The organism is Thermococcus sp. (genome assembly GCF_027023865.1).
Taxonomy (GTDB): Archaea; Methanobacteriota_B; Thermococci; order Thermococcales; family Thermococcaceae; genus Thermococcus.
Genome location: NZ_JALVUC010000022.1, coordinates 1 through 14,403, shown reverse-complemented (window position 1 = coordinate 14,403; position 14,403 = coordinate 1). Strand labels below are relative to the sequence as shown.

Sequence of the window (14,403 nt, the reverse complement as noted above, 5' to 3'; positions counted from 1 at the left end):
ATGTTCGGCTACTGGGATGCCCTCTATTTCGTCCTTGTTTTCATCGTCGGCCTGATCCTAGCTTATCTACTTGAACTGTGGGCGAGAAGAAGTGGAATGGGAACGAGGGAAATTGGAGATGGAACGAAGATATTCCTAAGTGGGGAGGATCCGGAGAAGGTGATTCCGGGCTTCGAGCACTTCGAAGGACACTACACCGGCAGGAACATCATGTGGGGTCTAACCTACGCCCTCAAGCGCTTCTTCACTGTCCTAAGGAGAGAACACACAGGACTGCTGACCGACTACGTGAGCTACCTCGTGATAACGACGGCCTTCGTGCTTGGTGTTTTGTTAATCTGGGGGTGATGAAAAGTGGCGCTCATAAGAGAGGGGTTTGAAAAAAGAAATGTGAAAACCTCATTCAGGAACAGTGACGTTGATGAGACCCCAATAATTCCGCGATCCGTCAGGAACGTTCGAACGACAGTGAGAACGGCGCTTGCGCAAGCAAAGGCTCATCTGGAGGTGAGAGAATGAGCATCAAGGTTCCATCCGAAGAAAGAAGGGAGAACCTGAGCGAGCGCGAGAGGCTTGAGAGAAGAGTCACCGGGCTGTGCCGTTACATAGGTAGGTCTCCATGGGTCTTCCACGTCAACACCGGCTCGTGCAACGGTTGTGACATAGAGATTATAGCGGCACTGACACCGAGGTACGATGCGGAGCGGTTTGGTGTGAAACTCGTTGGCAGTCCGAGGCACGCGGACATACTCCTCGTCACCGGACCGGTAACCAGCCAGAGCCTTGAGAGGGTTAAACTGATCTACGAACAGACCCCAGAGCCAAAGATAGTGATAGCGGTCGGGGCATGCCCGACGGGCGGGAGTGTCTTCTACGAGAGTCCTTTCACCAACGCACCGCTGAGCAACGTCATCCCAGTGGACGTTTACGTCCCTGGCTGTCCACCGAGGCCCGAAGCGATACTCCAAGGGGTTGTTTTAGCATTGGAGAAGCTGATCGAGAAGTTAAAGGGGGGTTCCGAGAAATGAGGGGATTTTTGGAGGTTCACAATCACCTATCGCCCGAAGGGCGTTCCAGAGGGGTGAACACTGAAAAAGAGGCAGTTGAGAAGTCCCCCACTCTCCCAGGTGCCCGGTTGATTAGAAAAATGTTTTCCGCGATCCGTCAGGAACGTTCGAACGACAGTGAGAACGGCGCTTGCGCAAGCAAAGGCTCTAAGGGAGAAGTTCCGGGGGGGAATGGACATGAATGATAATCCCGTTACCGAGGCAAACGAAGTCAAAGAACCCACCAAGGTCGAGAAGGTCGCTGAGACAATAGCGGAGCGCTTCCCTGAGGCCCAGATTGGAGTAAAGGCCAACAAGTGGGGAAGGCAGAGGGTCTGGGTGAGGATCCCAAGGGAGAGGTATGGGAAGCTGATGAAGTTCATAAAAGAGCTTGATGGAGAAGCCCACTACTCGATAGGCATAGAGCAGGACTGGGGGGACGAGCTGGGCTTCCTCAGCCATCTCGTGATTTACTATGATGACGCTCCGGCTGTTTCGCTGATCGTAGACGTCCACGCGCCGAAGGACGACCCGGTTATTCAGGACGTCAGCGATGTCTTCCCGATAGCGCTCCAGTTCGAGAGGGAAGGCATGGAGATGGTGGGAATAGACTTCGAGGATGCACCGGACAAAAGGAGGCTCTTTTTACCGGACGACTTCCCGGAGGGAATCTACCCACTCCGCCTAGACGACAAAGGCGTCCCGGAGGAGATGGTTCACAACGCAGGACATCCCTATTACCTAAAAGGAGGTGGCAAGAAATGACCGAGAGGATCGAGTACTGGGTCAAGATACCCTTCGGGCCGATTCATCCGGGTTTGGAGGAGCCCGAGAAGTTCATACTTACCTTAGACGGTGAGAAGATTATAGACGTTGACGTAAAGCTCGGCTACAATCTGCGCGGAATCCAGTGGATAGCCCTCAGGAGGAACTACATCCAGATAATGTACTTGGCGGAGAGGATGTGCGGCATCTGCTCCTTTTCCCACAACCACACCTACACAAGGGCCGTTGAAGAGGCTGGAGGCATTGAAGTCCCGGAGAGGGCCGAGTACATCCGCGTCATCATTGGCGAGCTTGAGAGGATTCACTCCCACCTCCTCAACCTCGGCGTTTTAGCCCACGACATAGGCTACGACACACTCCTCCACCTCACTTGGCTCGCCCGTGAGAAGGTCATGGACACGCTCGAAGCGGTCAGCGGGAACCGCGTAAACTACTCGATGGTAACGATAGGCGGTGTTAGGAGGGACATCGACGAGAAGAAGAGGAGGGTAATCCTCGACATGATTAAGTACTACAAGGAGGTCTTCCCGCAGATGGAGGAAGCCTTCCTCCACGATCCGACGATAGAGGCCCGTTTCAGAGATACGGCGGTGATAAGCAAGAGAGTAGCCCTTGAGCAGGGAGCAGTTGGCCCCACCGGAAGGGGAAGCGGAATAAGGGACGATGCCCGCTGGAGCGAGAGGCTTGGAGTCTACCCTGACCTCGGGATAAAGCCGGTAATGCCCCAGGACGTTACGGGGGAGAGGCCAAGGGGAGACGTATTCGACAGGATGGCGGTCAGGATGGGCGAGCTGTGGCAGAGCCTTGAGCTTATTGAGCACGCCCTCGATGGAATGCCGGACGGGAAAATCAAGGCTTTCCCGAGGGACAACATCCTCTACGCGAAGCTAAGGCTCCTCATAGACGGCGAGGGCATCGGCAGGTACGAGGCGCCAAGGGGAGAGCTCATCCACTACGTCCGCGGAAAGAAAGGCTCAGACAGGCCACTCCGTTGGAAGCCTAGAGAGCCAACGTTTCCAAACCTATTCTCCGTGGCGAAGGGAGTGATAGGCGACCAAGTTGCTGACTTCGTCGTTGCCGTTGCCTCGATAGACCCGTGCCTGAGCTGTACGGACAGGGTTGCCGTCGTTGAAAACGGCAGGAAGAGGGTCCTGACCGAGAAAGACCTCCTCAAGGAATCCATCAAGAAGACGCGCGAGATAAACCCCAAGGTTAAGGGCGACCCGAGGCCCGTTGGTCTGGGCTGTCCGAGGTGAGGGGAAATGAACGTAATGAGTAACATCATTTACCCGATTACCGGTCTTATAGGTCTGTACGTCTTCGTCTCATTCGCATCTTTGCTCTGGGAAGGGATAGACAGGAAATTGGTCGCGAGAATGCAGAGGCGCGTTGGGCCACCACTGGTACAGCCCCTCTATGACTTCCTCAAGCTCATGAGCAAGGAGACAATAATTCCGAACACGGCCAACTACATGTTCAAAGTTGCTCCGATTCTGGCACTGGCAACGGCAATAGCGCTCTTGGCTTACACGCCGATGGGCTTCATCCCAGTGCTTGCTTCCAAGGGTGACATTATAGTCTTCATATATCTCCTGGCATTGATAAGCTTCTTCAAGATAGTCGGTGCCATAAGCTCCGGCAATCCATACGCAAAGATAGGTGCCGCTAGGGAAGCGACGGTAATGGTGTCGAGGGAACCTGCCATGATGCTGGCAATCTTCACCATAATGTGGCGCCTCGGGAAGCTCGGCGTTCTAAAGCCCTTCAGCATGGGGGTCTTCTACGTCCACAACATCTGGGAGATAGGGACTCCGATGAGCTTCGTTGGGGCGATTATTTTGCTCTACGTCTTCTGCGTCTGGCTGGCGAGCGAGATTGAGGTGGGGTTCTTCAACATACCGGATGCGGAGGAGGAGATAGCGGAAGGTCCCCTCGTGGAGTACAGCGGTAGGTATTTAGCTTTGCTCAAGTTGATGAAGGCCCTCAAGGCTTACATAGCGACATCGCTCGTCGTGGCGATATTCTTCCCGTGGGGGATAGCCAGTTACTTAAACCTCACCGGCATTTCAGCGGACCTCGTCAACCTGCTCTTCCACACGCTGAAGGTATTTGCCCTACTCTTCGTCGTCGAGAGCGTCTTTAGAGCAGTAACGGGAAGGCTGAAGATAACGCAGGCGGTTGACTTCCTCTGGAAGAACGTCTTCTTAGCTTCACTCGTCGGCTCGCTCCTCATAGCGATGGAGGTGATAATGTGAGGGCTCCAATACTGGTCCCAACGGTGCTCAGAAACCTTATAAAAAAGCCAGCAACCAACCTCTTCCCCGAGACCGAGCCGATTCCAATTCCCGAGGACTTCAGGGGGGTGGTAGCCTACAACGTGGACAAGTGCGTTGGGTGCAGGATGTGCGTCAATGTCTGTCCCGCTGGAGTGTTTGTCTACTTGTCGGATATCAAAAAAGTGGCATTATGGACGGCCCGCTGCGTCTACTGTGGCCAGTGCGTTGATGTCTGCCCGACCGGAGCGCTCCAGCTCAGCAGGGACTTCCTACTGGCGAACTACGACAACAGGGATGGGCGCTTCGTTCCCCTAAAGAGGGAGAAGGTCGAGGAGCTGAGGAAGAAAGCAGAAGAAGCGAAGAAGGCAGAGAAGATCAAGAAAAAGGACTCAGAGTAGCCCCTTCTCCTTTCTCCATTCGTAAATAGCCTTAAGGGAGTTGTAGTGTCCATTCTCTATGTCCGCCAGGCGGAGGTAGGCCTCCTTAAGCTTTGGATTCCCCGTTTCACTGGCGAGTTTTCTGTAGATGGTCTCCGCCAGCTTTTCGCTCTCCATGGCTATTTCGAGCACGTCTTTAAGGTCCTCAACCTTCCAGAACTTGCCAAGGACGTTCAGGGCTTCCACGTTCGGTATGTCAACATCAACCAGCTTCCCTCCATACTTTTCCCTGTAGATTTCCAGAAGCTCATCCCCGTGCCCCTTTGACTCGTCGCCGAGCCTTTTGAACGTCTCCACGACGTTATTCGGGAGGCTGAGCTCTTTCGCGCGTTCGGCCAGCTTCCAGTAGGTTTCGGCCTCCTCGTATTCACCCTTAATCCAGTAGCTGAGAAGTTCGCGCTCGTTCAGCTTCCGTATCTCTTTCAAAATTTCCACGGCCATCTCAATCACCCAGCTTCTCGTACTCATTCCTGAGGGCCTCGTAGTGGGTCCTCTCAACCTCAGCAAGCTTGAGGTAAAGCTCCCGGAGCTTTGGGTCGTCAACTTTCTCTGTCAGGGTTCTGTAAGCGTTCATCGCTATGAGCTCACTCTCCATAGCGGCTTCAAGAACCTCCTTAACTTGATCCGCCCTCTCAAACCTATCAAGAACCGGCATGACCTCAAGCGGCGGAACCTCGCTCTTGGGCTCCCGCGAGTAGGTCTCCTTGAATATTCTCGTGAGTTCCTCCGCGTGCCTCTTGGAGTCCTCTGAAAGCTTTCCAAAGGTTCCAACAAGGCTCTCCGGAAGGCAGAGGTTTTTGGCGCGCTCTGCCAGCTCCCTGTAAAATTGAGCCTCCTCTCCTTCGCTCTTCACCCAGTATGCTAAGACCTCTTCGTAACTGAACTTTGAGAGTCGACTTATAACTTCCTCAACGTCAATCATTTTCATCCCCAACCAGAATGGATTAAAAGAGTAAATAAGCTTTGGGTTAGTCCTTCACCTCGAAGCGCAGGGACTCATCCCTCCCCACGAGTCCAACTCCAGCCCTCTTCCCGAGAACTTCAACCACCACCGTGTAGTCCGGGTCCGAGAGGTTGACCTCAAGGTCATAACTCTCCACGATGAGAGAACCGAGTTTAACCTCAAGCTCCCTCTCCTTCAAAGTCTTGTTGCCCCTGACCCTGGCACGGACGGCGAAAGTTCCGTCAATTCCCTTGGCCAGCCTCAGAACTGCCGCTTCTATCTCCTCCCATCTCGCTGGAACGAACTCATCGAGAGGAACGACCCGCTGTATCGCTTGGGTCTCGAATTTTTTGAGCCTTTTGAGTGCCCCCTCCTTCGGAAGAGAGGTCTCAGCGAGGAGAACACCCTTCCAGTCAGTCCCCTTGACTTTAACCTTCTCCAGTGCCCACTCAAGTTCGAGTATCACATCCCCCTCTCGACCCTGAGGTGATGTAACGAGCAAAACCGTCATCTCTGCTCACCGATGGACAGGTTTTTATATTTCAAACGCAAAACACCTCCGGTGGTTAAAATGGAAAACGGAGGCCTTAAACTTTACCCGTACCAGTCATACGAGGTTTACGGTCTTTCTCGGAACCCCTTTGAACAGCTCGCAAGCGAGGGAATAGCCGACGTGGAGAGCATACACGTCTACCAAGAGGTTGACATGCGCCTCCAGATGATAGCGTCTGAAGTCATAGGAAACAAAAGCTCCATAGCGATGAGCATCGTCGGGCCGCTCGGAATGGGGAAGACCCAAAGGCTCAAGAGCCTCGCGAAAGTTGTAGAGGGCAACGGCGGGAAAGCGGTATACGTTAAGGTAGACACCAACGACATCCTCAAGCTCACCAGGGACATCTTCTACGCCCTCAAGCCACCAAAGAGCAGGACGAACATCTTCCTAGAAAACCTCTCACGGAAGCTCGGCTTCATCGACAGACTCGAGAAGATGCTCAGCTCAACCGGCGAGTACAAGAGCAGGGACATAGCCGAACTCCTGACCGAGCAGATGGGAAAGTTCCCCTACTGCGCCCTCCTCCTCGACGAGCTTGAGAACATGCAGTCAGCTAAAGAACATGAGAAGATTCAGTTCTTTGAAATGCTGAGGCACTTCATAAGCAACATGCCAAAGGGCTGCGTCGTCGCCTTCGCCTGCGTTCCTGAGGCATATGAGGAGTATTCAAGGATTTTCCCAGCCTTCTTCATGCGCCTCCACTACGAGTTTAAGCTCCGCCCAATGAGTCTGGATGAAGCCTACGAGCTTGTTAAGAAGAGGCTCAACCGAGTCCGCGTGAAAGACACTGACGATCCGCTGTATCCCTTCACGGAGGAGGCGATAAAGCTCATCCATCAGCTCGGGAATGGCAACCCCAGGCAGATTCTAAGGCTGCTCCACTATGTCCTGAGCGAAGCTGCGAAGCACAAGTTCGACCCGATTGACGACTACGTCGTAACGACCATCCTCGAGGAACCCAAGAGCCTCGAGGAGTACCTCACCAGAATTCCAAAGGAGTACAAGGACCTTGTAGAGGCGGTAGTCTTCGAGTTCGATGGAGGACCCGTCAGCTACATACAGGTGGCAAAGGCAGTTAAGAAGCCGGGAATGCAGGTTTATGAGAACCTCAACGAGCTGATAAGGCTCGGCTTCCTCGTTGGCGACCCGAAGGGCAACTACAAGGTTCCAGACTACGTGAGAAAGTTCTTGGAGGCGAGTCAGGCCGAGAGGGAAGAGGAGTGATAGCATGCCAAACTACGATGTCCACATGCTCAGCGGGATAGTCAGCTATCCGATAGCGGTTGCAATAGCGGGCTACCTGTCAACGGTGGGCGTTCCCTTCAAACTGACAACGATGGCCCTGCTCATAGGCTACGCTCTCTACGTGCTCGGGGCTGACCTGCCAGACATAGACCACCCCAACGCACTCATCCACCGCGGCACGAAGCCGATAGTGAGTGTTTTAGCTGGGGGAGCGACCTATATCAACATCATAGGAAGGATGAACGTCGGTACCGAGTGGCTCAACATCACAACAGCATGGGGAATATCAGTGGTGGTGGCGGTGATAGCATGGTACTCCTTCACATGGATGATGCCGAGACATAGAGGCATAGTTCACTCACTTCTCTTTGCGCTTATCTACGGCGCCCTTTCGTACCTCCTCGTTGAGTATGGCCTTGGAATGAACACGGCAGAGGGGCTTTTTGTAGGCTTCGCGGCCTTTAGCGGCTACATGCTCCACCTGCTCCTCGATCGCTCCCTCAAGCTCATCTGAGGTTGGAATTTTTGGTTATTTTTACACATTTCTGTGGAACAAGGCTTTTAAATAGTCCACGTTAGGAAAACCCGGAGGTGGGAAAGATGTTCAGCCTCGGTGGCTTTTCACGTGGAGGAGAGTACAAGAACAAGACCTGGGATGTTCTCATCATCGGAGCCGGGCCGGCCGGATTCACCGCTGCCATATACATGGCTCGCTACGGCTTGGAGACCCTAATCATCAGCAAAGACCTAGGGGGGAACGTGGCACTGACGGACCTCATAGAGAACTACCCCGGCTTTCCGGGAGGGATCAGCGGTTCGGAGCTTACCAGCAGGATGCACGAGCATGTCAAGAAGCTCGGCGTCGATGTAGTCTTCGACGAGGTCGAGAGGATTGATCCGGCAGAGTGTGCCTACTACGAGGGGCCGTGCAAGTTCGCCGTGAAGACCAAGAACGGGAAGGAGTACAAGGGCAGAACGATAATCATAGCCGTTGGGGCCGCTCCAAGGAAGCTCAAGGTTCCAGGAGAGGAAGAACTCACGGGAAAGGGCGTCTCCTACTGCGCCACCTGCGACGGCCCGCTCTTCAAGGGCAGGAAGGTCATAGTCATCGGCGGGGGAAATACCGCCTTACAGGAAGCCCTCTACCTCAAGAGCATAGGCGTTAACGTAACGCTCGTCCACAGGAGGGACAAATTCAGGGCAGACAAGATACTACAGGACCGCTTTGCCGAGAGTGGCATTCCGACGATACTCAACACCGTCGTGACCGAGATCAAGGGAGAGGGCAAGGTCGAGGGCGTTAAGCTCAAGAACCGTGTAACCGGCGAGGAGAGTGAGATGGCCGTTGACGGCGTCTTCATCTTCATAGGCTACGAGCCGAAGACCGACTTCGTCAAGCACCTGGGCATAACCAACGAGTACGGCTACATACCGGTGGACATGCACATGCGCACCAAGATTCCGGGGATCTTCGCGGCAGGGGACATAACCAACGTCTTCAAGCAGATAGCAGTCGCAGTCGGCCAGGGCGCGATAGCGGCCAACTCAGCCAAGGAGCTCTTAGACGAGTGGAAGGAGAAGAACGGGGAGTAATCCGAAAGTCATCTTCTTTATTCTTCGTTTTCAATCGGTTCTAAAGGGATCATAAACGACTCGTCTTCTTCACCCTCACTGAAAAGAGAGGCCGGTTCGAGGAGCGATATCATCACAAATCCAGCAAGGTCATGAACGGGATTATTTTAATTAGTAGGTCAATAGTGAAAAATCAAACCTTGCCCCTTCCCAATCCCAGTGATGACAAAACGGAGTAGAACCAGAAATGAAGTTAGGATAATGGCATTACCAGCGTGACCTCTCTTTTTCTCCATTTGCTCAATCTCCCATCAGATCGTCATGACTATCTCCATATCGAAATTAAAAACTTTTTAAAGTTTATTAATCTTGTCCCCTAATCCTTGAAGGAAGCCTAAGAGTTCAGAGCCGTCAGTGAGCTTCCGAAAATTTTTCGGTCAAAAATGTTCATTAATGAACACAGGCTTATATAGGGGAAGGCCAAGAGGGGAGTGGTGATACGCATGGAGGTTAGACCGAACGTTAAGGAACTCCCGGGACCGAAGGCCAAGGAGGTAATGGAGAGGAACTTTAAGTACCTCGCGACCACGACCCAGGACCCCGAGGACCTACCAATCGTCATAGACCACGGTGAGGGTATCAGGGTCTACGATGTGGATGGAAACGTCTTCTACGACTTCGCGAGCGGCGTTGGTGTTCTCAACGTTGGCCACGCCCACCCGCGCGTGGTGGAAGCGATAAAGAGGCAGGCAGAGAAGTTCACCCACTACTCGCTGACCGACTTCTTTTACGAGAATGCCGTCGTTCTTGCCGAGAAACTCATCGAGCTTGCACCGGGTGACTTTGAGAAGAAGGTCGTTTACGGCAACAGCGGCGCTGAGGCAAACGAGGCCGCGATGAAGCTCGTCAAGTACGGAACCGGAAGAAAGCAGTTTTTGGCATTCTACCACGCATTCCATGGAAGAACTCAGGCCGTTCTCAGCTTGACCGCAAGCAAGTGGGTCCAGCAGGACAGCTTCTTCCCAACGATGCCTGGTGTTACCCACGTCCCCTACCCGAACCCCTACAGGAACCTCTGGGGCATAGACGGCTACGAGGAGCCCGATGAACTCATCAACCGCGTTTTGAACTTCATAGAGGATTACGTCTTCAAGCACATCCCGCCGCACGAGGTCGGGGCGATATTCCTCGAGCCCATACAAGGTGAAGGTGGCTACGTCGTTCCGCCAAAGAACTTCTTCAAGGAGCTCAAGAAGTTCGCCGACGAGTACGGGATACTCCTAGCGGACGACGAGGTTCAGATGGGCATTGGAAGGACAGGAAGGTTCTGGGCCATCGAGAACTTCGACGTTGCTCCCGACCTCATCCAGTTCGGAAAGGCAATCGGTGGGGGAATTCCGCTTGCAGGTGTTATCCACAGGGCAGAGATAAGCTTCGACAAGCCCGGAAGGCACGCGACCACCTTCGGTGGAAACCCCGTGGCAATAGCCGCAGGAATAGAGGTCGTCGGGATAGTCAAGGAGCTCCTTCCGCACGTCCGGGAGGTTGGAGACTACCTCCACAAGTACCTCGAGGACTTCAGAGAGCGCTACGAAGTTATCGGCGACGCAAGGGGCATTGGACTCGCCCAAGCGGTTGAGGTAGTCAAGAGCAAGGAAGGAAAGGAGAAGAACCCGGAGCTGAGGAACAGAATCGTCAAGGAGGCTGCGAAGCGCGGTCTCGTGCTTCTCGGTTGCGGTGACAACAGCATCCGCTTCATCCCGCCGCTCATTGTCACCAAGGAAGAGGTAGACGTGGCGATGGAGATTTTCGAGGAGGCCCTCAAGGCTTCCCTCGACTGATTCTCCTTCCTTTGTTTTCTATCTGACAGGCCTGACCTCCTCCCCGCCGTGAATGGCGAGGCTTTCAAAGAAAAATGTAATGTTCAGAGGAAGGGGTTGTGGAACTTCCTTCCGGGATAGACCGCTATCCCTTCAAGTTCCTCCTCTATCCTTATCAGCTGGTTGTACTTGGAGTTCCTGTCCATTCTCGCAGGGGCACCGGTCTTTATCTGGCCCGTGTTGAGGGCAACGGCCAAATCGGCTATGAACGGATCGTCGGTCTCTCCGGAGCGGTGTGATACAACTATCCCCCAGCCAGCCCTGTAAGCGGTGTAAGCAGCATCTATGGCCTCACTGAGCGTTCCGATCTGGTTGACCTTGAGGAGGAGCGCGTTCGCAGCCCTCATGTTGATACCCTTCCTTATCCTCTTCGGGTTGGTGACGAAGATGTCATCGCCGACGATCTGTATCTTGTCCCCGAGTTCCTTCGTTATGAGGGCGAAGTTCTCCCAGTCCTCCTCGTGGAACGGGTCCTCGAGTGAGACTATTGGGTACTTGCTGATGAGATCCTTATAAAGCTCAAGAAGCTCTCCCCCATCGTATTCTTTGCCGTTGACGACGTATTTCCCGATGTCGGGGTGGAAGAACTCGTTTGGGGCCGGGTCCATGGCGAAGGCTATCTCATCGCCCGGCTTGTATCCGGCCTCTTCAATGGCCTCGATGAGGAGTTCGAACGGCTCGTGCGGCTCTTTCAGTGGTGGGGCAAAGCCTCCCTCGTCGCCGACGTTGACGGCGTCCTTTCCGTACTTCTCGGCTATAACCCCCTTGAGGATGTGGTAGGTCTCGCTCACCCAGCGGATGCCTTCCCTGAAGGAGTCGGCTCCAACGGGCATTACCAGGAACTCCTGGAAGTCGAGCTCGTTGCCAGCATGCACTCCTCCGTTGATGACGTTGCTCATTGGAACTGGCATGACGTAGGTGTTGGTTCCTCCTATGTACTGATAGAGCGGCAAACCGAGCGCGTTTGCTGCGGCCCTTGCAACGGCCAGGGAAACGCCGAGCATTGCGTTTGCTCCGAGGTTGCTCTTGTTCTCGGCTCCGTCAAGTTCGAGCATGAGCGTGTCTATGTCCCTCTGCCATGTAACGTCCATTCCTGTAATCTCAGGCGCAATTATCTTGTTGACGTTCTCAACTGCCCTCCTAACGCCCTTCCCGAGGTAGCGCTTCCCACCGTCACGAAGCTCAAGGGCCTCGTGGGTGCCGGTACTCGCTCCGCTAGGAACGGCGGCACGCCCCATGCTGACAGGGGTGTAGACCTCGACCTCAATCGTCGGGTTGCCCCTGCTGTCGAGTATTTCCCTCGCAACGACTCCGTTAATCTCAAAGGGGTTCTCCATACCAATCACCTCGAGTAATATTCTCAGGTGAGGATATATAGGCTTTGGGGTGCGGTGGACTTTTAAGCTCCAGCATCAACCTTCACCGATGGAAATGGACTGGGGAAAACGCCTAAGGGAGGAGGGCTACTTGGAGTTCGGCGGCTTTAGGGTGGAGCTCACCCTTGACAACACCTTCATGGAGCTTGATTACATACCCAGGATTATCGTCTACGACGGGAAAACCGGCCGCTGGCACGTCCTTAGGAACTCCATCCCCAAGGGTGAAACGCTTGATGAAGGCTGGGACAACGCGGTTGAGGTTTTGAGGAGAATAGCACGTGGCGAGGAGAAACCGCTCTTTGGGGATGAAGGCGTTGCGGAGAGGTTTGTTAGAGCCCTGAAGTCGCTCGTGGATGAAGACAACCCGTGAATTTGCTCATCATCTGGGTATTTTTGAGGAGAAAACTTCTAAACCGGTTGAGCGTATTATCATCCGGTGATGGTGGTGGATGCTCATATCGATGTAGCTGGGTATATAGACCATACTAACCTAAAGCCCCAAGCCACTAGGGATGACATAATCAAACTCTGTGATGAGGCTGTAGAGTATGGCTTTTACGCTGTCTGTGTCAATCCTTACCGTGTTAAGCTTGCCAGGGACTACCTCCGTGGGAGGAAAGCGGACGTCAAAGTAGCAAGCGTTATAGGCTTCCCGCTCGGGGCCACTCCGACGGAAGTCAAGGTCTTCGAAGCGAGGAAAGCTTTGGAGGACGGTGCGGATGAGATTGATATGGTCATCAACATCGGTGCGCTGAAGGATGGGGAGCATGACTACGTCAGGAACGACATAGCAGAGGTCGCCGAGGTAGCGCACGAGAAGGGTGCCAAGGTAAAAGTCATCATCGAGACCTGCTATCTAACCGATGAGGAGAAGATAAAGGCCTGCGAGCTGGCGAAGGAAGCTGGAGCCGACTTTGTGAAGACTTCCACCGGTTTCGGTACTGGTGGAGCGACGATTGAGGACGTCAGGCTCATGAGGAAGGTCGTCGGCCCGGATATGGGTGTCAAGGCCGCCGGCGGAATAAGGACGTACGAGCAGGCTCTGGCGATGATAGAGGGAGGGGCTAACAGGATAGGGGCGTCGAGCGGGGTAAAGATAGTGGAGGGTGCCCGGAAATGGCGGGAGAGGATTTGAAAAGCCTCATTGACAGAATCATAGACGAGCTCGTGGCGGAGGGATTCGAGCCGAACGTGATGCTAGCGGGCCCTAGCTTCATTGAGCATACCGCGGGGTTGCTCCGAGGATACGGGCTGAAGGTTTACAAGATAGAGGAGCTTGGCTATGATGCGATTATAACGGACTCGAAGTACCTGGGCCAGATAAAAAAGGCCTCGAAGAGGATATCCATCGAACCCCTGCTCGTTGAGGGCCACATGTGGGAGGAGCTGAAGAATTTAGAGGCCTGAGACCCCTTCAGATAAGGTCGAGAACCTCAGGGTACCTCTTCTTTATCACTTTTGCCAGGGCGGTCCCAACGAGTATTCCGGTCACCGCCTGGAGCGTGTTGCCGGGCACCTCTGTGAGGGCCACTGGGATACCGAACATATAGGCCTCGAAGGAGAGGTAGCCGAGAACCATGATCGTTCCTCCCACCACGCCGGCAACGACGAGGTTTCCAGTGCTGTCACCCCTCATCGCTATGTAACCAACGAGAAGGCCCTCCAAGCCCTTAACGACGAGTGTTATTGGTGCCCATCCAGGGTAGCCGCCGGTTATATCACCCAGGGCAGAACCGACGCCCCCTGCAAACACACCGATAACCGGACCGAAGACCATCGCTGAGAACATGACCATCGTGTCACCGAAGTTGAGGTAGCCGCCCGTTGTGGGGGTGGGGACACGGATTATCGTCGTCGCCACCGTTACGAGGGCAGCTAATATGCCTGACAGGGCTAGCGTGCTTGCGCTCCTGAACTTCTTCCTGTTGGCGTAGACGTAGGCTATGTAGAGCACCGTAACGCCGCCCAGCACCCACCATCCATAGGGCTTGAGTATCTCTGTGAGATCAACCATCAAAAACCACCCCACCTTTCTCAAGTTTCCACCTTAAAAAAGTGCCGCAATTGGTTACAACCCTTAAACCACCGAAAACCCTTTTAAGTTTTTGCAACTTAATAAGGCCTCGGAGAGGCCACTCAAGAACAGCCCGATGGGACGAGGGTTTCACGTTACCCTCCAGCATTGGGGGGTTTGACGCTGTTAAGCGTCTTCGAAAGACTGCCCGTTGAGGCAGTCTGAAACTCGATTAGTGGCCTTTGGAGCGATAACCCCAAACCGTTCAGCGG

19 protein-coding genes are annotated in these 14,403 nt (G+C 54.0%); 14 read left to right on the top strand and 5 right to left on the bottom strand.

Going from position 1 to position 14,403, the window contains the following annotated elements:
* The 7 genes from MV421_RS08820 to MV421_RS08790 all read left to right on the top strand — a co-directional run bounded on the left by MV421_RS08820 (window position 1) and on the right by MV421_RS08790 (window position 4,506).
* Complete coding sequence (locus MV421_RS08820; protein WP_297421528.1) at window positions 1-348, top strand: hydrogenase; 348 nt, start codon at window positions 1-3, stop codon at window positions 346-348.
* A gap of 6 nt (window positions 349-354) precedes the next feature.
* Window positions 355-519, top strand: a complete 165-nt coding sequence (locus tag MV421_RS08815) for a hypothetical protein (RefSeq protein WP_297421530.1) — start codon at window positions 355-357, stop codon at window positions 517-519.
* Complete coding sequence (locus tag MV421_RS08810; RefSeq protein WP_297421532.1) at window positions 516-1,028, top strand: NADH-quinone oxidoreductase subunit B family protein; 513 nt, start codon at window positions 516-518, stop codon at window positions 1,026-1,028. Before MV421_RS08815 ends, MV421_RS08810 begins: the two co-directional genes overlap by 4 nt.
* A 216-nt stretch (window positions 1,029-1,244) precedes the next feature.
* Window positions 1,245-1,811 carry an NADH-quinone oxidoreductase subunit C gene (locus MV421_RS08805; RefSeq protein ID WP_297421547.1) on the top strand — a complete coding sequence of 189 codons (567 nt, stop codon included), beginning with the start codon at window positions 1,245-1,247 and terminating at the stop codon, window positions 1,809-1,811.
* Window positions 1,808-3,088: a nickel-dependent hydrogenase large subunit gene (locus MV421_RS08800; protein ID WP_297421534.1), complete on the top strand. Its 1,281-nt coding sequence runs from the start codon at window positions 1,808-1,810 to the stop codon at window positions 3,086-3,088. Before MV421_RS08805 ends, MV421_RS08800 begins: the two co-directional genes overlap by 4 nt.
* Window positions 3,089-3,094: 6 nt before the next feature.
* On the top strand, window positions 3,095-4,087 hold the full coding sequence (locus MV421_RS08795; RefSeq protein ID WP_297421536.1) for a respiratory chain complex I subunit 1 family protein: 993 nt from the start codon (window positions 3,095-3,097) through the stop codon (window positions 4,085-4,087).
* A complete protein-coding gene (locus MV421_RS08790) occupies window positions 4,084-4,506 on the top strand; it encodes a 4Fe-4S binding protein (protein WP_297518222.1) in 423 nt (140 codons plus the stop codon). Before MV421_RS08795 ends, MV421_RS08790 begins: the two co-directional genes overlap by 4 nt.
* Here MV421_RS08790 and MV421_RS08785 read toward each other — a convergent pair.
* Genes MV421_RS08785 through MV421_RS08775 form a run of 3 tightly spaced genes read right to left on the bottom strand, consistent with a single transcriptional unit; the run spans window position 4,498 to window position 5,999 of the window.
* Window positions 4,498-4,986, bottom strand: coding sequence for a ferritin family protein (locus tag MV421_RS08785; protein WP_297504029.1), 489 nt, complete (start codon window positions 4,984-4,986; stop codon window positions 4,498-4,500). The two genes, MV421_RS08790 and MV421_RS08785, sit on opposite strands and share 9 nt — an antisense overlap.
* 1 nt (window position 4,987) lies before the next feature.
* Window positions 4,988-5,467, bottom strand: a complete 480-nt coding sequence (locus tag MV421_RS08780; protein WP_297421549.1) for a ferritin family protein — start codon at window positions 5,465-5,467, stop codon at window positions 4,988-4,990.
* A gap of 46 nt (window positions 5,468-5,513) precedes the next feature.
* The gene (locus MV421_RS08775; RefSeq protein ID WP_297421542.1) at window positions 5,514-5,999 is read right to left on the bottom strand and encodes a THUMP domain-containing protein; all 486 of its coding nucleotides are present in this window, start codon (window positions 5,997-5,999) and stop codon (window positions 5,514-5,516) included.
* Between the two features lie 60 nt (window positions 6,000-6,059).
* Here MV421_RS08775 and MV421_RS08770 point away from each other — a divergent pair, with 60 nt between their 5' ends.
* From MV421_RS08770 to MV421_RS08755, 4 genes are all read left to right on the top strand, one after another.
* Window positions 6,060-7,265, top strand: coding sequence for an ATPase (locus MV421_RS08770; RefSeq protein WP_297421551.1), 1,206 nt, complete (start codon window positions 6,060-6,062; stop codon window positions 7,263-7,265).
* Between the two features lie 4 nt (window positions 7,266-7,269).
* Window positions 7,270-7,800: a metal-dependent hydrolase gene (locus tag MV421_RS08765; protein WP_297421544.1), complete on the top strand. Its 531-nt coding sequence runs from the start codon at window positions 7,270-7,272 to the stop codon at window positions 7,798-7,800.
* 86 nt (window positions 7,801-7,886) lie between these two features.
* On the top strand, window positions 7,887-8,879 hold the full coding sequence (gene trxB, locus MV421_RS08760; protein WP_297421553.1) for a thioredoxin-disulfide reductase: 993 nt from the start codon (window positions 7,887-7,889) through the stop codon (window positions 8,877-8,879).
* A 482-nt stretch (window positions 8,880-9,361) separates the two neighbouring features.
* A complete protein-coding gene (locus MV421_RS08755; RefSeq protein ID WP_297518243.1) occupies window positions 9,362-10,699 on the top strand; it encodes an ornithine aminotransferase in 1,338 nt (445 codons plus the stop codon).
* Window positions 10,700-10,782: 83 nt separating this feature from the next.
* Here MV421_RS08755 and eno read toward each other — a convergent pair whose 3' ends face one another.
* Complete coding sequence (gene eno, locus MV421_RS08750; protein WP_297420129.1) at window positions 10,783-12,075, bottom strand: phosphopyruvate hydratase; 1,293 nt, start codon at window positions 12,073-12,075, stop codon at window positions 10,783-10,785.
* A gap of 88 nt (window positions 12,076-12,163) precedes the next feature.
* Here eno and MV421_RS08745 point away from each other — a divergent pair, with 88 nt between their 5' ends.
* The 3 genes from MV421_RS08745 (at window position 12,164) to MV421_RS08735 (ending at window position 13,524) form a co-directional block, all read left to right on the top strand.
* On the top strand, window positions 12,164-12,487 hold the full coding sequence (locus tag MV421_RS08745; protein WP_297420123.1) for a hypothetical protein: 324 nt from the start codon (window positions 12,164-12,166) through the stop codon (window positions 12,485-12,487).
* A 69-nt stretch (window positions 12,488-12,556) separates the two neighbouring features.
* A complete protein-coding gene (deoC, locus tag MV421_RS08740; RefSeq protein ID WP_297503422.1) occupies window positions 12,557-13,252 on the top strand; it encodes a deoxyribose-phosphate aldolase in 696 nt (231 codons plus the stop codon).
* On the top strand, window positions 13,234-13,524 hold the full coding sequence (locus MV421_RS08735; protein ID WP_297420120.1) for a family 4B encapsulin nanocompartment shell protein: 291 nt from the start codon (window positions 13,234-13,236) through the stop codon (window positions 13,522-13,524). Before deoC ends, MV421_RS08735 begins: the two co-directional genes overlap by 19 nt.
* 7 nt (window positions 13,525-13,531) lie before the next feature.
* Here the strand turns inward: MV421_RS08735 and MV421_RS08730 are convergent, their stop codons facing one another.
* The gene (locus MV421_RS08730; protein ID WP_297420117.1) at window positions 13,532-14,131 is read right to left on the bottom strand and encodes an ECF transporter S component; all 600 of its coding nucleotides are present in this window, start codon (window positions 14,129-14,131) and stop codon (window positions 13,532-13,534) included.
* Window positions 14,132-14,403 lie beyond the last annotated feature (272 nt).